Annotated in this window: 14 protein-coding genes; 9 read left to right on the forward strand and 5 right to left on the reverse strand. The window is 64.6% G+C overall.

Annotation, left to right across the window (positions count from 1 at the left end; genetic code table 11):
* The first annotated feature begins 538 nt into the window (after window positions 1-538).
* From BG61_RS17035 to BG61_RS17045, 3 genes are read left to right on the forward strand one after another with little or no spacing between them, the layout of a single operon-like run.
* Window positions 539-2,710, forward strand: coding sequence for an NHL repeat-containing protein (locus BG61_RS17035; protein WP_035931037.1), 2,172 nt, complete (start codon window positions 539-541; stop codon window positions 2,708-2,710).
* A gap of 25 nt (window positions 2,711-2,735) precedes the next feature.
* Window positions 2,736-4,247 carry a flippase gene (locus BG61_RS17040; RefSeq protein WP_035931038.1) on the forward strand — a complete coding sequence of 504 codons (1,512 nt, stop codon included), beginning with the start codon at window positions 2,736-2,738 and terminating at the stop codon, window positions 4,245-4,247.
* A complete protein-coding gene (locus BG61_RS17045; protein ID WP_035931039.1) occupies window positions 4,244-6,730 on the forward strand; it encodes a glycosyltransferase family 4 protein in 2,487 nt (828 codons plus the stop codon). Before BG61_RS17040 ends, BG61_RS17045 begins: the two co-directional genes overlap by 4 nt.
* 109 nt (window positions 6,731-6,839) lie before the next feature.
* Here the strand turns inward: BG61_RS17045 and BG61_RS17050 are convergent, their stop codons facing one another.
* Window positions 6,840-8,021, reverse strand: coding sequence for an acyltransferase family protein (locus BG61_RS17050; RefSeq protein WP_035931040.1), 1,182 nt, complete (start codon window positions 8,019-8,021; stop codon window positions 6,840-6,842).
* 279 nt (window positions 8,022-8,300) lie between these two features.
* On the opposite strand from BG61_RS17050, the gene BG61_RS43290 reads away from it, so the two are divergent.
* Window positions 8,301-8,444 carry a hypothetical protein gene (locus BG61_RS43290; RefSeq protein WP_169743309.1) on the forward strand — a complete coding sequence of 48 codons (144 nt, stop codon included), beginning with the start codon at window positions 8,301-8,303 and terminating at the stop codon, window positions 8,442-8,444.
* 213 nt (window positions 8,445-8,657) lie between these two features.
* Window positions 8,658-9,578 (forward strand): UTP--glucose-1-phosphate uridylyltransferase GalU, encoded by a 921-nt coding sequence (galU, locus tag BG61_RS17055; protein WP_051672588.1) that lies wholly within the window; start codon window positions 8,658-8,660, stop codon window positions 9,576-9,578.
* A gap of 12 nt (window positions 9,579-9,590) precedes the next feature.
* Here galU (BG61_RS17055) and BG61_RS17060 read toward each other — a convergent pair whose 3' ends face one another.
* Together BG61_RS17060 and BG61_RS17065 are read right to left on the reverse strand one after the other, a co-directional pair.
* A complete protein-coding gene (locus BG61_RS17060; protein WP_035931041.1) occupies window positions 9,591-10,172 on the reverse strand; it encodes a phosphatase PAP2 family protein in 582 nt (193 codons plus the stop codon).
* Window positions 10,173-10,203: 31 nt separating this feature from the next.
* Complete coding sequence (locus BG61_RS17065) at window positions 10,204-11,235, reverse strand: GlxA family transcriptional regulator (protein WP_035931042.1); 1,032 nt, start codon at window positions 11,233-11,235, stop codon at window positions 10,204-10,206.
* Window positions 11,236-11,486: 251 nt separating this feature from the next.
* Here BG61_RS17065 and galU (BG61_RS17070) point away from each other — a divergent pair, with 251 nt between their 5' ends.
* Window positions 11,487-12,434, forward strand: coding sequence for a UTP--glucose-1-phosphate uridylyltransferase GalU (gene galU / locus BG61_RS17070; RefSeq protein ID WP_081868100.1), 948 nt, complete (start codon window positions 11,487-11,489; stop codon window positions 12,432-12,434).
* 21 nt (window positions 12,435-12,455) lie between these two features.
* Here the strand turns inward: galU (BG61_RS17070) and BG61_RS17075 are convergent, their stop codons facing one another.
* Window positions 12,456-12,908: a GDP-mannose mannosyl hydrolase gene (locus tag BG61_RS17075; protein WP_035931043.1), complete on the reverse strand. Its 453-nt coding sequence runs from the start codon at window positions 12,906-12,908 to the stop codon at window positions 12,456-12,458.
* Window positions 12,909-13,091: 183 nt separating this feature from the next.
* Window positions 13,092-15,359: a hypothetical protein gene (locus tag BG61_RS17080; protein WP_232256146.1), complete on the reverse strand. Its 2,268-nt coding sequence runs from the start codon at window positions 15,357-15,359 to the stop codon at window positions 13,092-13,094.
* 1,295 nt (window positions 15,360-16,654) lie between these two features.
* On the opposite strand from BG61_RS17080, the gene BG61_RS17085 reads away from it, so the two are divergent.
* From BG61_RS17085 to BG61_RS17095, 3 genes are all read left to right on the forward strand, one after another.
* Window positions 16,655-17,656 (forward strand): GlxA family transcriptional regulator, encoded by a 1,002-nt coding sequence (locus tag BG61_RS17085; protein ID WP_035931176.1) that lies wholly within the window; start codon window positions 16,655-16,657, stop codon window positions 17,654-17,656.
* Between the two features lie 130 nt (window positions 17,657-17,786).
* A complete protein-coding gene (locus tag BG61_RS17090) occupies window positions 17,787-19,328 on the forward strand; it encodes a mannose-1-phosphate guanylyltransferase/mannose-6-phosphate isomerase (protein ID WP_081868101.1) in 1,542 nt (513 codons plus the stop codon).
* 126 nt (window positions 19,329-19,454) lie between these two features.
* The gene (locus tag BG61_RS17095) at window positions 19,455-20,834 is read left to right on the forward strand and encodes an undecaprenyl-phosphate glucose phosphotransferase (RefSeq protein ID WP_035931044.1); all 1,380 of its coding nucleotides are present in this window, start codon (window positions 19,455-19,457) and stop codon (window positions 20,832-20,834) included.
* The last annotated feature ends 11 nt before the right edge of the window (window positions 20,835-20,845 follow it).

Here is a 20,845-nt window from a genome sequence, read left to right on the forward strand (position 1 = left end):
TGCCAATGCCTTCATCGACGGTTCCCCTACAGAGATCTGGCATGTGCGGGACGCTTGGTGCAATGGCGATTCTAGGGAAAAGAAAACCGAAAAATATTGGGTGGATAATTCGTCCGGATTTAAAAATTCCCGATTCCCGAGTCGCGCAATAAAAATCGCATATGAGGCTAATTATTTATTCGAAAAAAACCGGTGCATAAAGGATCGGAGCCTTGTCGTGTCAGCCTCGCGCCGCTTTGGTGCAGAAAATCGGGTGCAATCGCATGCGCCGGAAAAATAATGGCGATTTACATCTTTTACGAATGCGCGCACCTGCGTGGCTTCTCTTTATTTCCGATTTTTTTGGATTAATTGATCGGTAATCTCACTCGCGTCGATCAATGCCGTGTCGATACCCGGCCATTGCCCGGTCCGGCGCGATTCGACCCGGGCGGCCGGCCTGCGCCGTCTCGGCGGCCGCCCCCTTTTCCCCGTTGCGCACATGAACGCGCTTCTCTGATGGAGAAACAATTTGCGGCGTCTTTCGATCCTGACATCGATGCTGAAACTGTTCTGCGCGCTGGGCGCGCTCGCATGCATCCATGCATCGGAGGCGGCGCCGCGCGTGCTCGACGCCCGCACATCGTGGATCGGCAACACGTTTGGCTACGGGCAGGGCACGTGGGCACAGATCAACATCACGGCGATCGCGGTGACGCCCGACGGACGCGTCTTCACCAATGCGCCGTGGGACGAAAGCGGCGCCGAAGCGAGCGTCTACAAGAACGGACAGATGCTCGGCTTTGCGGGCGGCACGCACGGCTGGGGCAACTATGGCGGCAACGCGATCGCCGTGAACAAGCGCTATGCGTTCATCGCGATCGCCGTGGGCAACGAGAAGGGGCGCCTCGTCAAGCCGGGCGTGTGGCCCGGATCGGGGCGCCAGTGGTTCGGCGTATCGCGGCGCGAGCTGGGTGAAACGAAGCGCGCGGCGCCTTTTCGCAGCACGGATGCGGCCGATGCGAAGGACCCGCATGCGGTGCTCGCGTCGAGCTTCCTGACCATCAACGAAGCGCCGACGGACAAGCGCGAGGACATTGGCGGGCTCGCCGCAAGCGACGCCTTGCTGTATGTCTCGAACACGACGCAGGACCGCATCGAGGTGTACGACGCCGATTCGATGCAGAAGAAGCGCCAATGGGATGCGCATGAGCCGGGGCGTCTCGCGCTCGCATCGGACGGCTCGCTGTGGGCGTTGCTCGACAGCCTGGGCGAGAACCCGCGCCTCGTGCATTACTCGGCTTCCGGCGCGCCGCTGGACGACGCCCCGGCCTTGCCGAAGGACACGCTCGCCGCCGATATCGCGACAGACGGTCAAGGGCGCCTCCTCGTCGCCGACAACGGCGTGCGCCAGCAGGTCCTCATCTTCACGCGCGACGGCCGCGGCTACCGCGAGTCGGGCACGCTCGGCGAACGCGGCGGAATCTTCTCGGGGACCGCCGGCAAGCCCGGGCCGCAGCGCTTCAACGGGCTCACGGGCGTGGGCGTCGATGCGGCGGGCAATGTCTATGTGTCGACGAACGGCATCGGTGTGCGCCACGACACGATCGGCGCGGGGCTCGGCGCGACGCTCGAGAGCTATGCGCCCGACGGCCGCCGCCTCTGGCAGGTGCAGGGCCTCCTGTTCGTCGACGGCGCCTGGATCGATCCGTCGCGCCCGAACAGCGTCTACACGGGCAACAAGCGCTTCGAGCTCGACTTGTCGAAGCCGCCGGGCGAGGAGTGGAAGTACGCGGGCTTCCTGACGGGCCGCTTCAGGTATCCGGACGACCCGGTCTTTCACACCGACCAGTGGCCCGGCATGCCGATCGCGCGAAAGCTCGACGGCCGCACGTTCCTCTATCTCACCGACATGTACGCCGATCACCTGAAGATCTATCGCTTCGATGCGAAGCGCGACGGCGAACTCGCGATTCCATCGGGCTTCATCGCCGGGCGCGCGCGCCCCGTCGAGCATGTGCCGAACCGGCCGCCCGCAGGCGACTGGATCTGGCGCGATACGAACGGCAATGGCCGCTTCGACGCCGGCGAGTTCCAGCTGAACACGGGCACGGCGCGCATCGCGGGCGGCTGGGGCTGGTGGGTCGATACGAAGGGCGACATCTGGCGCACGAGCGACGTGAAGGGCATCCGGCGCCTGCGCTATGGCGGAGTCGACCAGGCGGGCAACCCGGTCTACGACGTTGCGAAGATCACGTCCTATGCAATGCCGGCGCCCTTCACCGAACTGCGCCGCGCGATCTACGACGCCGACACCGACTCGCTCTACGTGAGCGGCTACACCGCGGACGAGCCGCCCGATCGCGGCTTCTGGAAGGAGGTCGGCAGGCGGTTCGTGCGCTACGACCACTGGTCGACGAACCCCACGCAACGCTATGCGATCGACCTGCCCTGGGACACGAAAGCCAAGCCCGTATCCACGCTCATCGGCTTCACGGTGGAAGGGCGGTACGTGTTCGCCGTGGAGCCTGTCGGCACCGTGCATGTGTACGACAAGGACTCGGGCCAGGAGCTCGGCGTGATCAAGCCGGGCCCCGAAGTGGGCGGCGCGTCGGGCTGGGTGGATGTGCCCAACGGCATCAGCGCGAGCAGGCGGCCTGATGGCGAGTACCTCGTGTTCGTTGAAGAAGACGCCCGCGGGAAAGTGATGATGTATCGCTGGAAGCCCTGATTGCAGCGAAGCTCGAGAGGAAGCGATGGACAAGAGCATGGTGAAGAACGTGGCGATCAACTTCTCGGGACTGGTCCTGCCGACCTTCGTCTCGCTGGTGACCGTGCCCGCGTACATACATCTCGTGGGCGTGGAGCGATACGGGGTGATCAGCCTCGTGTGGACGCTGATCGGCTATTTCGGCTTTCTCGATCTCGGCATGAGCATGGCCGCGCAGCATCAGATCTCGAAGGCGCATGCAGCGGGCGACCCGGCGCAACGCTCGCGCGTGTTCTGGAGCGCGGTGTGGCTGAACTTCGGCACCGGTATCGCGGGCGGCCTCCTCATCTACTTCGGCGCGTTCGCGTACACCGCCTATTTCGCGCATTCCGAAGCAAGCATGCAGCATGAAGTCTATCTCGCGCTGCCCTGGCTCGCCATCGCGATTCCGCTTGCGAACGTGTCGTGGGTCTTCGCGGGCGCGATCAACGGCATGGAGCGCTTCGGGGTCTACAACACCAACCAGACGATCGGCACGTTTCTCTTTCAGCTGCTGCCGCTCGGCGCCGCGTGGCTCATCGCGCCCAACCTGCAGACGGTGCTTGCCGCCGCGGTGCTCGCGCGCCTGATCGCGGCCGTGCTGCTCGCACGGGCGAGCTTCAAGGTGCTTCAGATCGAACGCGTGGAGTGGCCGCAGCGCGGCGTCGCAGGCGGACTGTTCAAGTTCGGCGGGTGGATGCTGGTTTCATCGATGACCAGCATGATCACCGACTCGCTCGATCGCGTGCTGCTCGGCGCGCATCTCGGCGCGCGCTTCGTCACCTACTACACGGTGCCGCAGAACCTCGTCACGCGCCTGAACATGCTGCCGAACGCGCTCGTGCGCACGCTCTTTCCGCGTCTGTCGGCCATCAGGCGCGAGGACGCGGACGGCATGGTGCGCAAGTCGCTCGAATTCCTGAACGGCGTGTTCACGCCGATTGCGATCTTCGCGATGCTCGTGCTCGCGCCGTTCCTGCATGTATGGGTGGGCCGCGAAATCGCCATTGCGAGCGCACCGGTGGGCCGCATCCTGATCATCGGCGTGTGGCTCGTCGGTCAGGCGAGCGTCACGCGAATCATGATCCAGTCGCAGATCAATCCGGCGACGGCCGCCCGCGTCGGCCTGTTCCAGTTGCCGCTCTTCGTCGGGGCGCTGTGGCTCGGCATCGCGCACTACGGGCTCATCGGCGCCGCGAGCGTGGTCGCGTTGCGCTCGCTGCTCGACTACAGCGTGCTGCTGTGGATGTCGCGCATTCACGCGCGCCCCATCGCGCTCGACATGCTTACCCATCTCGCCTTCCTGCTGGCAAGCCTCGGCGTTGCGAGCGCGATCGATGCCATCGCGAATCCGCTGCGCGCGATTGCCGCTGCGGCGGCGCTCGCAAGCATCAACGCGGGATGGTCGGTTCTTACGCGCCCCGAGTTGCGTTCGATTGCGCGGGGGCTCCTGCGCAAGCTGAGTGAACGCGTGAGGGGCCGCGCGAATGTGCCTGTGAAGGCGAGGAGAGACGCATGACTCAGACTGTCGACGAAGTGCTCATCGAGCCCGCGCAAACCCGACTCGACCTGCGCGAACCGCCGCCCGTCGGGATGCCCGGTGCCCGGCCCGTGCGCGCCGAGCGCGCGGCGCCGAAAGTGCCGCGCGTGGCGATCGTGCATGACTGGCTCGTCGCCTACGCGGGTGCCGAGCGCGTGCTGGAGCAGATCATCGCGTGCTTTCCGGATGCCGACATCTTCAGCGTGGTCGACTTCATGGACGAGCGCGCATGCCTGCAGGGCAAGCGCGTGACGACATCGTTCATCCAGAAGCTGCCGTTCGCAAAGAAGAAGTATCGCGGCTACCTGCCGCTCATGCCGCTTGCGATCGAGCAGCTCGACGTGTCGGGCTACGACCTCGTGATATCGAGCAGCCACGCGGTGGCGAAGGGCGTGCTGACGGGCCCCGACCAGATTCACATCAGCTACGTGCATTCGCCGATCCGCTATGCATGGGACCTGCAGCACCAGTACCTCCGGCAGTCGAACCTGACTGCGGGCATGAAGTCGATGATGGCGCGCATCGTGCTGCATTACATGCGCACCTGGGACATTCGCACGTCGAATTCGGTGGACCACTTCATCGCGAACTCGGCGTTCATCGCGCGGCGCATTCACAAGGTGTATCACCGCGACGCGCACGTGATCTTCCCGCCCGTCGACGTGGATGCGTTCCAGCTCAACGAGATCAAGGACGACTTCTATCTGACGGCATCGAGAATGGTGCCGTACAAGAAGATCGACCTGATCGTCGAGGCGTTCGCGAAGATGCCCGAGCGAAGGCTCGTCGTGATCGGCGACGGCCCCGACATGCGCAAGATCCGCGCGAAGGCGTCGCCGAACGTGGAGATCATGGGCTATCAGCCGTTCTCGGTGCTGCACGACAGAATGCGGCGGGCCAAGGCGTTCGTATTCGCGGCGGAGGAAGACTTCGGCATTTCGGTCGTGGAGGCGCAGGCCTGCGGCACGCCCGTGATCGCCTATGGAAAGGGCGGGGCGCTCGAGACCGTGCGTGATGCGTCGCATGCGGAGCCTACGGGAATCTTTTTCGACGAGCAGAGCATCGAGTCGATCGTCGATGCGGTGCAGGAGTTCGAACTGGGTGCGGTGGCGTTTCGCCCCGCCGACTGTCGCGCGAACGCGCAGCGGTTTTCGATCGGGCATTTCCGCGAGTCGCTGCGCGCGCATGTCGGGCACGTCGCGCCGCATTTCGTGCTGCCGCCGATGCGCGAGGACGACATCGACGATCGCAAGGGCGAGGTCAAGGAAGCCGCGCAGGCCAGCGATTTGCGCGTGCTTGCCGTGGATCAGAGCGGTGCGCTGGGCGGCGCGGAACTGTCGATGCTCGAAGTCGTGAAGAACATGCGCGGCGACGTGCAGACGCTTCTCTTCGACGATGGCCCCTTTCGCATCGCGCTGGAAGCGGTCGGCGTGAAGGTCGACGTGCTCGACGGCGCCGCGCTCGGCAACGTGCGCAAGGATGGCATCAAGCGCCCGGGCGCCGGGATGCTCGGCGGCGTGCTGAAGCTTTTGCGCGGCACGCTCGCGAAGTCGCGCGACGCCGATGTCATCTATGTGAACACGCAGCGCGCGATGGTGATCGGAGCGATCGCCGGGCTGATATCGAGGCGGCCGGTAGTGTGGCATCTGCGCGATATCGTGAGCGAGGACCACTTCGGGCGCACGCAGCTGACGATCATCAAGTGGTGCACGAAGCTGATGCTCGAGCACGTGATCGCCAACTCGACGGCTTCGGCCACCGCCGTGACCGCGCTCACGCGGCTGCGCGAAGAGCGGCTCGACGTCGTGTTCAACGGCATTTCCGCCGACCCGTTCACGGATCTCGAAGCGGTTGCGCAGCACGAGCTGCGTGACCGTTTCGGGTTGCCGCGCGACGCGTTTCTCGTCGGCTCGTTCAGCCGGCTCGCGCGATGGAAGGGGCAGCACGTCCTGCTCGAGGCGCTGCGCGAATGTCCGGAGATGCACGCGGTGTTCGTCGGCGCGGCGCTCTTCGGCGAGGACGCGTACGAGGCCGAACTGCGCGCGTTCGTGGCCGAGCACGGGCTCGCGGACCGGGTGCACTTCCTCGGCTTTCAGCATGACATCGCGGCGTGCATGAAGGCCGTCGATATCGTGACGCACACGTCGATCATGCCGGAGCCGTTCGGCCGCGTGATCATCGAAGGGATGCTTTCGAAGCGGCCGGTCGTCGCCGCCCGCGCGGGCGGCGTGATCGACATCGTCAAGGACCGGGAGAACGCGATCCTTTGCGAACCCGGCGACGCACGCGCGCTCGCGCAGGCGCTCGACGAACTGGCGGGCGACGCGTCGCTGCGGGAGCGTCTCGTTCACGCGGGGTATGCGAATGCGGTAAACCGCTTCGGCACGCGGCGCTATGTCGAGAGCGTGGAGAAGATCCTGAACCGGGTGGCGTCGAAGAAGCGGCGGCGTGTGGCCGTCTGAAGGCGGTCTGAAGGCGGACGAGGCTCCGGGCAGAAATCCCGGAGCCGTCTGTCAGCGTCGTCCTGCGCAAGGGCGACGCTGACAGATCAGGCGAAGCGCGGGGAACGCCTCAGGCGAGCTTCTGAACGCCGCGCCGGCCCTTGAGCCTCGCGGACCACAGCATCGCGGGCCGCTCGACGAGCACGTAGAACCCGGCGGCAACCACCACCGCAACGGCGGTGAACCAGAACGAAGCCCAGATCGAAGTCTGCAGCGCGGACCGGAACATGAACGATCCGAGCAGCACGAATATCGGCAGATGCACGATATAGAGCGAGAAGCTGAATTCGCCGACGCGTGAAAAGGTCTTCACCGCAAGCGTGTTGCGCATCGGCCGGTCGAGCACCTGATACAGGTACACGGCAAACGCGATGGCCCAGAACTGGAACGCCGCATACTGCGCGAACTTGAAGGCCACACACCCGATCGCCGCGATCACGATGGCCGCGAGCCGCAGCACCATCGCCCGCCGCGCGTCGACCTGCATGCCCTGCGCCTTCGCTTCGGCGATCCATGCGCCGAGCGTCCACGAGAGCCAGTACGACGTGAACACGACGATCTCGTGCCGCTCGAAGAGCCACGCCGATGCCACATTGACGATGCCAACGGCGATCAGCACGTTCAACATGCCGATGCGACGGCGCAATGCGAGCAGCAGCGGATAGACGAGGTAGAACTGCACCTCGACGGACAACGTCCACAGCGCGCCGTTCGATCCGTAGGTCTTGCCCGCGATTCCCTGCAGCGAAAGCAGGTTCACGAGGAACGCATGCAGGTCGAATGGATTGATCTTCCGGCTGACGGGGATGAAGTTCTGGCTGAGGGTATCGAGCGCGAAGGTGAGGAGCAGGGCCGCGAGCAGCACCGGATAGATCCGGGCGAAACGCCGCAAGAGGAAATTGCCCGCGCCGAACGGTGCGGCCGGGTCCGCGAGCAGACGCCGCGCCGTGCCGCGGTGAATGCAGTACCCGCTGATGACGAAGAAGATCGGCACGCCGGCCGAGCCCCACGCGATCGGGAACGTCAGGTAGCTGAAAAGGGCGTTGAGGTCGAACGGGGCGCCGCTGCGGTGGAACTGCTGCATGCCGATCCACGTGACCTGGCGGCAGTGGAAATACGCGACCAGCAAGGCCGCGATACCCCGCCACGCATTGATTGCCACATCCTTGTCATCTACGCTCGCGCGCGAATGAACGTCCGCGGCGAGGGGGAGCGGCGCACGCGCCGGCTCGAGCAATGAGGTGTCGCTCATCAGTACCTCGGGGCTGGTTGAATCGACGAAGAGACCGGCTGAAAGCCGGGGCATGCCGCGATCGGGCTGATATCGGGATCGCGGGCGCGCGAGGAAATCTTAGTCCGGCAACAAAGACTGATTTAAAGAAAAAAATTGCCTGCCGCAGCAGAAGCGGACGAAATCAGGGAGAGGTTATTCGACACTATTTTGTAATGGTCCTCGCGCGAAAACCCGGTGAATTATTTGTCTATTTTTTTCTGATAGGGTATTTCCATTACCTCAAAACAGGTGCAAATCATGGACATGCATGCAATTGCCGGGGCTGTCGTCTTGTTGATCCTTGCCGCCGTTTCTGCTTACCGCGATGCGCTACGCAACGATCCGCTCGCAAGGCGCAGCACTCATCCCGTCCTCTTTCCGCAGGTCGAAGAGCAGGAATAAGCTGGCCGCTCATCGCGCGCTGTGGCGCTGCACGTATTGCCGGCCAGTGGTGGACGTATCCATTTTTTACCGGCATGGCGGGTGCCGCCGCGTTGCATTCAATTCAGCCGCTCGGCGATTCGGCGAATGATGTTGGGCCAGATCCTAATGCGACCGCCAACGGGTTCGCACAATCGTTCCATTTTCGGAACCTGATTCCCGGATGAACTAAACATGCTGAAAGTCACCAAGGCAGTATTTCCCGTCGCCGGACTCGGCACCCGTTTTCTTCCCGCGACCAAGGCAAGTCCAAAGGAAATGCTGCCGATCGTCGATAAGCCGCTGATTCAATACGCGGTGGAAGAAGCAATTGCGGCGGGAATAACAGAAATGATTTTTGTGACTGGGCGCAGCAAGCGCGCGATCGAAGATCATTTCGACAAATCCTATGAAATCGAAGCCGAACTCGAAGCGCGCGGCAAAGAAGCGCTGCTCGAAGTCGTAAGAGGCATCAAGCCGGCGAATGTCGATTGCTTCTACGTGCGCCAGCCGGTCGCTCTCGGGCTCGGCCACGCGGTGCTGTGCGCGGAGAAGCTCGTCGGCGACAACCCGTTCGCCGTGATCCTCGCCGACGACCTGCTGCACAGCAAGGAACCCGTGATGAAGCAGCTCGTCGAGGTGTTCAACCACTATCACAGCTCGGTGATCGGCGTGGAGCGCATCGCTCGCGAGGAAAGCAGCTCGTATGGCGTGATCGAGGGGCGCGAGTGGGAAGAGGATGTCATCAAGCTGTCGAACATCGTCGAGAAGCCGCAGCCGGCGCTGGCGCCGTCGAATCTCGGCGTGGTCGGCCGCTATGTGCTGATGCCGAGCATCTTCAGTCATCTGCGCAACATCAAGCCGAGCGCGGGCGGCGAATTGCAGCTGACCGATGCGGTGGCGTCGCTTCTGTCGGTCGAGCAGGTGCTCGCCTACCGCTATTACGGAACGCGCTTCGATTGCGGCAGCAAGCTCGGCTATCTGAAGGCGACCGTGCAACTGGCGTTGCAGCATCCCGAAGTGCGGGAAGGATTCGAGCAATATCTGCGTGAATGCATGCCTGCGCTGATGCCCGAACTGCTGCGCGAAGCGACCGAAATGCCGGAGACGGTTTAATCGGGCAGGACGTCAGAGTCCGAAGCCGCGACACAGCCACGGCGAGTAGTGGACGATCATCCGCTGAAAGGGCGCGTGGTGCCCGTAGGCGATCGACGACACGGCGAGCAGTCCGAGCCCCGCGAGGATCGCCTGCGGCATCCTGCGCGGCTCGCGTGTGAAGCGATTGAGGAACAGCATGGCGACGCCGCCGCCGAGCAGCCAGCCGGCGAGCACTTCGATCGGCGTGTGCGCGTCTTCCGCGATTCTGGATAGGCCGATCGCGGCCCCGAGCAGCAGGCCGAGCGTCGCCCCGGCGCGATGCCAGCGCGCATTCGCGCATCCCGCGAGGAGCGCGAACGCGACGGTCCACACCGCAGCGGCGAGCATCGTATGGCCGCTGATCACGCGAAATTGCACCGAAGATATTTCGACGCCGCAGCCCGCGTAAAGAATCTTGCTCGCGCCGACGAGCGCCATTCCGATCGATAGCGACAGCAGCCAGCGCAACGCAAGCTGCCGGTCGATGGCGCGCAGCCACAGCGCGCAGGCGAGCGCGAGGGGCACGAGCAGCCCCGCGTCGCCGAGATTGGAGAGCCAGCGCGTATCGGTCATGGCACGCGTGCGGCCGTTCCGCTGCGCTTCGTCATTCGTCGTCCTGCTTTCGGCGGCCTGCGATCCGGTATTCGGTCGGCGAGATCGACAGCCGCTTGCGAAAGATCTTCGCAAGTCCGTCGCCGCTTCCGGCACCGCAGCGGCGCGCGATCTTGTCGACCGGCAGATCGGTTGCGGTCAGCAGCATGCAGCTCGCATCGAGCCGCGCGCGCAGCAGGTATTCCGACGGCGTGAGCCCGATCTGCGCCTTGAAGCGGCGCAGGAAATTGCGCTCGCTCATCGCGGCGACGCGCGCCGCGTCGGCAATCGAGATGGGCCGCACGTAGTTTTCGCGCATCCAGCGCGCGGCCGCATCGATCTTGTGACGCACGCCGCCGCCGTCGGTGTCGTCGAGCACGGTGGCGAGCTTGGCCCATGCACCCGGAATCGAGCGCTCCGACACCTCGCGCGCGATCGCCGCGCCGTAGTCGCGCTTGACGATGGACAGCGCGGCTGCGATCGGGCCCTTCGGGTCGTCGAGCGTCAAGGTCTGCTCCGCGATGAACATCGAGTTGGAAAACGAAGCCGCGGCCGGCTCCTCGGCGAAGTCGAGCGAGCGGTTCTGCACCGTGAGATTGGCGGCCGCGAGAATCTGGGCCCCCTGGCCGATCGCCTTCACGAACGGAATCTTCGGCGCGATGCGCCCGAGGCGCTTGCGCAGCACGCTGTCGTGCCGCGCGCGTTGCGCGCCTTCACCGCCTGCGATGAAGAGCGCGTCGCAATCGTTGATCCAGCGCGTTTCGAGGCTTTCGGTCCAGATGCGCATCGAGCAACTGCTCGCGACACTGCCACCGTCGCTCGAAAGGAACATGAGCGAATAGTTGGGCGTGCGTGCGGGCCCTCCGGCCGAAGCGGGGCAATGGACCTGATTGGCGAGCGAGAACACTTCCGAGATCGAACTGACTTCCACCAGCGAGAAATCCTCGAAGATCAGAATGCCGATTCGCCTCGCGACGTCTGCCAGTGCATCGGGCTCGGCCGAGCGGACGACCTGCAGCCGCCCCATACCGTTCGCGTATCCCATCGCCAGTCTCCAAAACGAATAGCGTGTGGCGGGAAGTGATCCGTATGCGTCGCACTATACGCGGCATGCACCCCGCTCCCGCACTGTAGTCGGAAAATGACGAGGTGTTGGCAGATGGTTTCGATATTCGAGTAATAAGCTGAGCTTTCTCGTGGTCATACGAATGAGACATGCGGCGCGGCGCTCGCGAGCGCCTCGCTGCCTTCGCATGAGTCCGCCAGGACCGATGCACGTCAGACAAGGGTGAGCAGATGCTAAAGGTACGCAAGGCGATCTTTCCCGTCGCAGGTCTGGGAACGCGGTTTCTTCCCGCCACGAAGGCAAGTCCGAAGGAGATGCTGCCGGTCGTCGACAAGCCGCTGATCCAGTACGCCGTGGAAGAGGCGGTGGCCGCCGGCATCACGCAGATGGTCTTCGTGACGGGGCGCGGCAAGCGCGCCATCGAGGATCACTTCGACAAGTCATACGAAATCGAGGCCGAATTGCAGGCGCGCGGCAAGCGGGCCCTGCTCGATCTCGTGCGCAGCATCAAGCCCGCGCACGTCGACTGCTTCTACGTGCGCCAGGCGGAGCCGCTCGGTCTCGGGCACGCGGTCCTGTGCGCGGCGAACCTCGTCGGCAACGAGCCGTTCGCCGTGATGCTGGCGGATGACCTGATCGATGCGCCGAAGCCCGCGCTCGCGCAGATGATATCGGTCTTCGACCACTATCATTCGTCGGTGATCGGCGTGGAGGAGATCGAGCCGCGTGACTCGCAGTCGTATGGCGTGATCGAGGGCAAGCCCTGGGACGACGGGCTCTTCAAGCTCGCGCGCGTGGTCGAGAAGCCGGAGCCCGCGCTCGCACCGTCCAATCTCGGCGTGGTCGGCCGCTATGTGCTGATGCCGAGCATCTTCGAGCATCTGCGCAGGCAAGTGCCCGGCGCGTGCGGCGAGATCCAGCTGACCGACGCGATCCAGTCGCTGCTCGCGCACGAGCAGGTGCTCGCATATCGCTATCACGGCAAGCGCTTCGACTGCGGCAGCAAGCTCGGCTATCTGAAGGCGACGGTGGAATTCGCGCTGCGCCATCCCGAAGTGCGCGCACAGTTCGAAACCTATCTGCGTGAGCGGCTCGACGCGCATCGGGACTCCGCCGGAACAGACGAGCGGGGTGCGGGCGCCGACGTGTCCGCCGAGCTGTCCGCATCGATCATCTGAGCGGCGCGGTCTTCGCGCGCATCACCTGAAATACGCCTTCGTGTTCTCGTGCACGTCTTCGCGCGCGAGCAGCTCGTCGGGAAGCAGCCACGCGTATTCGCTGTGCTGGTCGAAGCGCCCGATCGGCACCGTGCCGGAGAGCGTCATTGCGTGGGCGAGCACGATGTAATGCGTCGTGATGCCCGGCACGCCCGCGAAGTTGTCGGCGTAGCGGTGCTCGTACACGCCGTAGAGGCGTGACGACGAGCGCTCGACGCTCGCGACGCCGAGTTCGTCGTTGACGATGCGCGTGAACGCCGCGTCGAGCGACTCGTCTTTCATCACACGCCCGCCGGGAACGAACCACGTGCCCCGCGCCGGGCGGTTGCGTCGCTCTCCCACCAGCACGCGGCGGTTGCCGTCGGTCACGATCAGATCGATCGAGACGAGCGGCGCAAGCCGGACGACGTGCAGAAAATCGTCCTTGCTGAGCATCGTTGCTCCGTCGTGTTCCGCTGCGCGGCATCGAAGCCGCACGCGATGGTCCGCGCAAGGCGTGCGCGACCGCGAGCATGCAGTGTAGCGTGAGGCGCATGCAGCGAGGCACGCGCGGCACTGTCGATAACCGCCTAAAGACTGTCTTGCCGGGACATCTCCAGGGCCCGCGCGCCATGCGCGCTACTGCCCGATGTATCCGGCGGGCACCGTCACGTTGGCGCGCATGATCGCCGCGTTGTCCGACACGACGTACACGGGCGCTTCGGTGAGCGTGAGCGGCACGCGTCCGTTCGTGTATGACATCTTCGAAGCGTTGCCCATCATGTCGAACACGGTGACCATGCCTGCTCTGCCCGGAGCATCGACGAGCAGGCTGTAGCTCACCGAGTGGGTCGAGCTGAAGCCCTCGGAGGAGGGCCACACGGCATTGCTGTGCGTCCACAGCGCGGTGACGATCCTGCCGCCGTCGAGCCGCTGGAACGCATACGCGTAGACGCCCTTTGGCGTGCCGTTGACGGGGCCGAGCGTCGTCGTGCCGTCGATCAGCCGCGTCATGGCGGCGACGCCCATCGCCGCCGGCTTGGGGCTGATCTGCGTCTGCCCGTAGCCACCCTGCGCGTTGGCAAGATCGAAGAAGATGCCGTAGCCGACTTCGGGCGGATCGGCGGCGTAGAACACGAAGCTCACGTCGGCGCCTTCGCCGAGCAGAATCAGATGCGTGCGCGCGACGACCGCGCCCTGCGCATACAGCACGTTCGGCGCAGGGTAGGCGGGGCCGTACTTGCTGCCCAGGTCGTAGCTGATGCCGGTCTCGGTGATGAAGAGCTTCGCGCCCGGCCTGAGCATGCCGGCCATCGTGCGCCGCAGCGCGCGCATCGACGCGGGCAGCGCCTTCGCGGCCGTTGCGGGATTACTGCTCGCGGCGAGGCGCTCGGGCGGATGCGAAGGCGAGGTGCCGATGTCGTAGTAGCCATGCGCGCTGATGCCATCGAGATACTTGCCGATGCCAAGCGGCGCGAGACGCTCGAGCCATGCGGTGTTGGTCGAGAGAACCGCCATCGTGAGGCCCATGACGACCGCGTTCGGGTCGCTCGCATGAATGGCCTCGTGCGTGGCCGCGTACATCGCGACGAGGTTGGCGTCGGTATCGCGCCAGGGCAGGCCGCCTTCGTAGTCCGGCTCCCACGTCACCTGGTAGTAGTTGCGGGACTGGCGTGGAAACCACGTCCTGCGCACCGTATCCGATTCCGCGCCGACACGCTTCATGTATGCGCGGTAGTCGTCCAGCGACGAGGGCGCATAGCTGTGCGTCTTCGTGCGCGTCGGGCTCGCCCAGGCGGGGATGCCGTCCAGCTGGATCAGCCTCAGCAGGTCGCCCTGCTTGAAGAACGGCACGAGATTGTCCGCCGACACGTTGAACGTGTTCGCCGCTTTCGGCTCGGTGATGTACCAGTTGCGGTTGTCGTTGACCCACGTGAGGCCGAGGTCGGTGTAGAGCGGCCGGTAGCCGTCGCCGGAGCAGCATGACTCGCCGGGCTTGAGATACGCGGCACCCTGGCCGCCGAAGCGATGCTGGTCGGGATGCGTATAGCTCACGGGTGGCAGCGCCGCGTGGACATCGGGCAGCACGCCGAAGGACGCGATGCCGCCGGGCCGCGTGCCGCGCTGCATCAGCGTGCTTCGGTTCGCGGCGAGCGTCGCCGAGATGGCGAAGTAGCCGGCCGCCTCCGACGTGCAGGAGAGCGTATACGTGGAAGCGCCCACGGCAACCGGAAAGCGGCCGCTTCCCTTGACGACGTTCCAGGCGTCCCTGATCTGCCAGGCGAGCGCGTCGGCGGCATTCGTGCGCACAGTGAACGCGATCGCAAAGCGCGCACCCGGTGCGAACATGCGCGTGCCGTTGCTGCCGGGCGTGTCGGCTTCGACCGCATCACCGGCCGCGGGTGCGGCGGCCGGCGCCGAAGGCGGGCCGCAGCTGATCTGATGCGCCTCGGGCGTATCGGTGTCGGCGACCGTTGCCACCGCGGCGGGCTTCGCGCCCGGTCGTCCCTTGATTGCACCCGCGCCGGCATACCAGCAGCGCTTGTTGACGCCGGGCGCGGGATCGTCGAAGGCGCTGTTGTCGCAAGCGGTCGTGTCGGTGAATTCCTTGATCGCATGCTGGGTCGCCGTTCCGTACATCACGCGCGCCGTGCCGCTGAACGAGCAGCTTTCGTATTCGCGCGCGCACGGAATCCAGGTGGTCCCGTCGATCACGACCGGCGCCGAAGCGGATGCGGGCTGGCTGGAGCGCGTCTGGTCTGACGACACCGGCTCGCAGCCGAGCAGCAGCGTCGCCCCGACGACAAGACAGATCGCGCTCGTCCGCTGCATTGCGGTGACACTCGCGCATCGCGTCTCGCCGTGCATCGCGTTGCCGTGACGAAGCTGATCGGAAGCGGGGTTCATGGCGTCGATGACATGGGGTCGTTGTGCGTCGCGTCGGTGCTGCCCGCGCTTCGCGCGCCGGCGATGCTACGAAAATGAAACATTTTTCGATGCGTCCACGAACTGAGCGCAAGACACCGGTGGTCGCTCCGGTTGGTGCCACGGCGCGCAGGTGCCTGCTCGCAGGGCTCGCCGATTCGTCAGCGCATACTCAGCCGGCATGAAGGGCACGATAGGCGGACCCAGCATACGGCAGCCATGGCGTGCCCGCTAGCCTATGTGCTGAAGGTTGGCGGAACGTTCCGGCATCGCGTTCGTGAAGGACCGCCAGGGCATGACAGGCGGGGTTCCCGGGCTTGCGCCCCCGGATATCAGAAGTGAAACACGGCACGCGGCGGGTTTTCGTAAGCTGAATCGAATTGAAATCCGTATGAATGAAAGGCGAGGCTGCGGTGAACTCGTCGGTAGATTAGATATGCCGAATCGTGCGCCACCCGACTGAGCGCGGTCGTAATTGCCGCGAGCATGCATGCAGTGCGGCATTCGTCTAACGCTTGCGCAAACGCGGCGCCACCGGGCTCGTGATTCCCAAGCTCGGCGCGGAAATCCGCTCGCATTGCAGTGCAATATCAATTGGCATATCAATGCAGTTTGTCATATGGCTAATTAATAGAAGGGCGGATTCAACGGGGGATTTCCGATATTAATTGACTGGCGGGCGGCGATTAACCCGGGGTCGGTGTTCCGGTAATTGCCGAAGCGGGAAAATAGATTCAGTGAAGCTATTACGGAAAATTGGAATCAGAAACTTGTTTGAAATTGTCACTCGTTTTAAACAATAAAATTAACCGGATTGGCAGTTCCGATGTTTCATAAGTGAATCAGTTTCTATCGTCTGACCGGAAAATCGATGCTTTCTCGTGCCTTACGCTGTCTCGCTCGGCCTTGTCAGACAAGGCTTCGTGTCCGAAGTGGCAGCGTCCGGTATGAAACGTTCTAGATGTCCTGTGAAATTTTTGTATGACGAATGATGAAATTGTTTTCGGATCGTTCCGAAAAGCCTGATAGCTGAATTTGGGGAGGGATTTCAATGTGCGCTTTGCCTCATACCGAAGCAGATTCCAGGGTTTTAGAGCGGAAATCTAGAGCATAAAAAAGATTGTCTGCTTATGATTCAAGCCAGCGGATCTATTCCGCCAACATGTCGCTTCCATCGGTCACGGCAGCCCGTCGCAATTTGGGCATGACTATGATGCACTGCAATGGCGGCGAACTCTCCACAATGCCGTGGAATTACGCATTTGCAGAGGATGACCATGCCTTACGCCAATCTCGAACCCGCGGTCATGGGGTGGGTTCCCGCCTCGGTCAGAAGCTCGCAGTCCGAGGTGAGGCACATCGCCATCCTGTTGTTCGACGGGTTTTCGCTCCTTGGGGCGGGCATCGTCGCCGAGGTCTTTCACATGGCGAACGAGTTGTCGTCGGCGAAGGCGCGTGCCGAGTGCACCTACGACGTGCGCTTTCTGTCCGTCGACGGCGGCAACGTGGCGTGTTCGTCGTCGGTGAGGGTGTGGACCGACGGGCTCGACGCGCGGCACTACGGCGGCTTCGATGCGCTCTTCGTCGCGGGCGGCAAGGGCGCTGACGAGGCGGCGAGCGACGAACGGATCATCGAATGGGTGCGGCGCGTTCATTCGAAGACGACGGTGGTCAAGTCGATCGCCGAGGGCCGCAAGGTGCTGGAGGCGGCGGGCATCGCCCACGCGCACGAAGTGCACGCGCGCTGCGGCGCACCGATGATCCACGCGGTGCGCGAGGAAGAAGCGAGCGAAGCGGGCGACCGCTATGAATCGATGAAGGGCGCGCTCCTGATCGTCAAGCGCGACCTGGGACTGGATGTATCGCGAGGCGTTGCCGAGCGCCTGATGCCGGGGTCGGCGGCGAAGCTCGTGTCGCTGCTCGGCGACAGCGGCGCGGCCTCCGCCGGCGACAAGATCCGGGCGGCGGCGCGCTGGCTGCAGGACAACTGCGAGCGTCCGATCTCGGTGGTCGATGCCGCGCAGGTCGCGGCGATGAGCGAACGCAATTTCCTGCGGCGCTTCAAGATCGAAATGGGCATTACGCCATCCGACTATCTGCTGCAGGCGCGGCTTGCCGTCACGTGCGCGCTCCTCACGGACTCGGAGCTGCCCGTCGACAAGATCGCGCGGCGCAGCGGCATGGGCAACGGCGATCGCTTGGCGAAGATCTTCCGCAAGCGCCTGCTGATTTCTCCGACCGAATACCGGATGCAAAGCAGGCGCGATTCGGGGAGCTAGCCCGCTACGCGTGCATTTCTGGATGACGGTGGTTTGGAGCATCGAATACCGGGTCCGGGCCAAAGTGGTCCGGCGGCGAATTGTCTCGTGCGGCCCCAGGCTGGCCGCGCGTTCTGACAGGGGTTCTGCGATGGCGACTGACGAAAATCGGGCGTTGGGTGGCGTAGGGCGGCAGGGTGTGGTGGCGCAGGTGGAGGCAGGCCCGGCCGGTACGGCCGGGCCGTGCCGACGGCTCGTGCCCGTCATTCTCGCGGGCGGCTCGGGCACGCGCCTCTGGCCCATGTCGCGGGAGCACTTTCCGAAGCAGCTGATCGGCGTGGTCGGTCCCGATTCGCTGCTGCAGGCCACGGTGTCGCGCATGAAGGGCTTTCCCGGCGACTGGACTGTCGCGGCCGAGCCCATCATCGTGTGCGGCGAGGAACATCGCTTCACCACCGAGGAGCAGATCCGCGAGAGCGGCATGAACGCGCGCATCATCGTCGAGCCGGCACGGCGCGACACCGCGCCCGCGCTCACGCTCGCGGCGGCCCTCGCATGCGCGGACGGCGAGGACGGCATCATGGTGGCGATGCCGGCCGATCATTCGATCGCGGACATCCCCGCGCTGCATCGCGCGATCGCGATCGCGGCGAAGCACGCTCAGGCAGGCCTGATCGCGACGCTCGGCATTCCGCCGACTCGCCCCGACACCGGCTTCGGCTACATCCGCCTCGGCGGCGCGCTCGACGAAGGCGCGCACCGGATCGACCGCTTCGTCGAGAAGCCGGCAGCCGAGCTCGCGGCTCAGTATGTCGCGGCGGGCACGTACTGGTGGAACAGCGGCATCTTCGTCGTGCGCGCGAGCGTGTGGCTTGCGGCGCTCGAACGGCTTCAGCCCGACATGCACAGCGCGTGCGTCGCGGCGCTCAAGGGCGGCCGCCACGACGGCAAGTATCTTCGGCCGGACGCCACCGAGTTCGCTCGTGCGCCCTCGGACTCGATCGACTACGCGGTGATGGAGCACATCGGCACGCCCGCTTCGCCGTGCGGCGGCATCGTCGTGCCGCTCGTCGCGGGCTGGTCGGATCTCGGTTCGTGGGACGCCGTGTGGGATGCGATGCAGAAGGACGAGTCGGGCAACGTCGCGAGCGGACGCGTGGTCTTCGAAGGCGCCACGTCGAGCTACGCGCGCTCCGAAGGCGGGCGCCTCGTCGCGTGCGTCGGGACGACCAACGTGATCGTGGTCGAGACGGATGACGCCGTGCTCGTGGCCGACCGCTCGCGCGTGCAGGACATCAAGGGGCTCGTCTCGCGCATTCGCGAGCAGCACGCGCCGGAAGCGGACGCTCACCGCAAGGTACGGCGCCCCTGGGGTTTCTACGATTCGATCGATCACGGCGAGCGCTTCCAGGTGAAGCGCATCGTGGTCACGCCGGGCGCGCGGCTGTCGCTGCAACTGCATCATCACCGCGCCGAGCACTGGGTCGTCGTGCGCGGCACGGCGCTCGTCACGCGCGGCGACGAACAGTTCCTGCTGAGCGAGAACGAATCGACGTTCATTCCGCTCGGCGTGAAGCACCGGCTCGAAAACCCGGGCAAGGTGCCGCTCGAAATCATCGAGGTGCAGTCGGGCGCGTATCTCGGCGAAGACGACATCGTGCGCTTCGACGACACCTACGGGCGTTGCAGTTGAAGGAACACGCGCTGTGCGCGGCGACCGGCTCCGGCCGGCCGCCAGGTCGTTGACGAGCAGGGAACAAGGGAGGCTTGGCGAGCGCGGCGAAGGGCGGGGCTGGATGGCGGTTCGGGGAGAATAAGGATGCGCGATTTACAGGGATTACTGGCGCGAATATTCGACGTTGCGATGATCTTCATCGGCGCGGCCGTCGCGTCGCAGATTCGTTTCAACTACGTGCTGGAGCACCGCTTCTACGTCGCGTTCGTGGCGTTCGCGGCGGCCTTCTCGCTCGCGCTCTTTCCCGGCTTCGGCGTCTATCAGTCGTGGCGCGGCCGCTCGAAGCTCGCGCTCGCGGGGCAGGTGTCGCTCGCGTGGCTCATCGTGCAGGCCTGCGCGCTCGTGCTCATGTTCTCGCTGCACCGGATCGACTACGTGTCGCGACTCTGGTTCGCCTACTGGACCGCGATGTCGGGCAGCCTGCTGATCGCCGGACGCCTCGTCACCCACGCGATCCTCGCGCGCATGCGCAACGCCGGCATGAACCTGCATCAGGTGGTCGTGGTCGGCTGCGGCAGGCATTGCGAATCGATCCTGCGCAAGATCGACGACTCGCCTGCATCGGGGTTTCGCGCCGCGGCCGCGTATAACGCGACGCCGGCAGCAGGACAGATCAATACGCGCGTGCCGGTGTTCGAGCAACACGAGGCGTTCGTGAACTACGTGCGCGCGCAGCAGGTGCACGAGGTGTGGCTTGCGTTGCCGCTCTCGCAGGAACGCACGATCCTCAGGTTCGTGAACGAGTTCCGCGACGACCTGGTGAACGTGCGCTTCATCCCGGACGTGCGCAGTCTCGCGCTGTTCGAGTCCGGCGTGACGGACCTGCTCGGCGAGACGGCCATCAATCTGGTTGCGTCGCCGCTCTCGCCGAGCGCGCTGTTGCAGAAGGACATCTTCGATCGCGTGTTCGCGGCTTGTGCGCTCGTCGCGGTGGCGCCGCTTCTCATCGTGATCGCGCTTGCGGTCAAGGTGAGTTCGCGCGGACCGGTCTTCTTCAAGCAGCGGCGCAAGGGCGCGGATGGCCGCGTCTTCACGATCTACAAATTCCGCTCGATGCGCCTGCATGCCGAGCAAGCCGGAGTCGTCCATCAGGCGACGCGCGACGACCCGCGCGTGACCCGCGTCGGCGCGTTCCTGCGCCGCACGAGCATGGACGAGTTGCCGCAGTTCTTCAACGTGCTGCGCGGGGACATGTCTGTCGTCGGGCCGCGTCCGCACGCACTGGAGCACGACGACCTGTACCGGAAGGTCGTCTCGGGATACATCCATCGTTACCGGATCAAGCCCGGCATCACAGGCTGGGCGCAGGTCAATGGCTTCCGCGGGGAAACGGACCGTATAGAAAAAATGGAGGGACGCGTCGCACACGATTTGTACTACCTGGGGAATTGGTCGTTCGGCCTTGACATGCGAATCATCGTCGCAACGATCTTCAAAGGACTACGCCACACCAACGCTTACTGATGCAGGGGACG

This window comes from Caballeronia glathei (assembly GCF_000698595.1).
In the GTDB taxonomy this organism is placed as follows: domain Bacteria; phylum Pseudomonadota; class Gammaproteobacteria; order Burkholderiales; family Burkholderiaceae; genus Caballeronia; species Caballeronia glathei.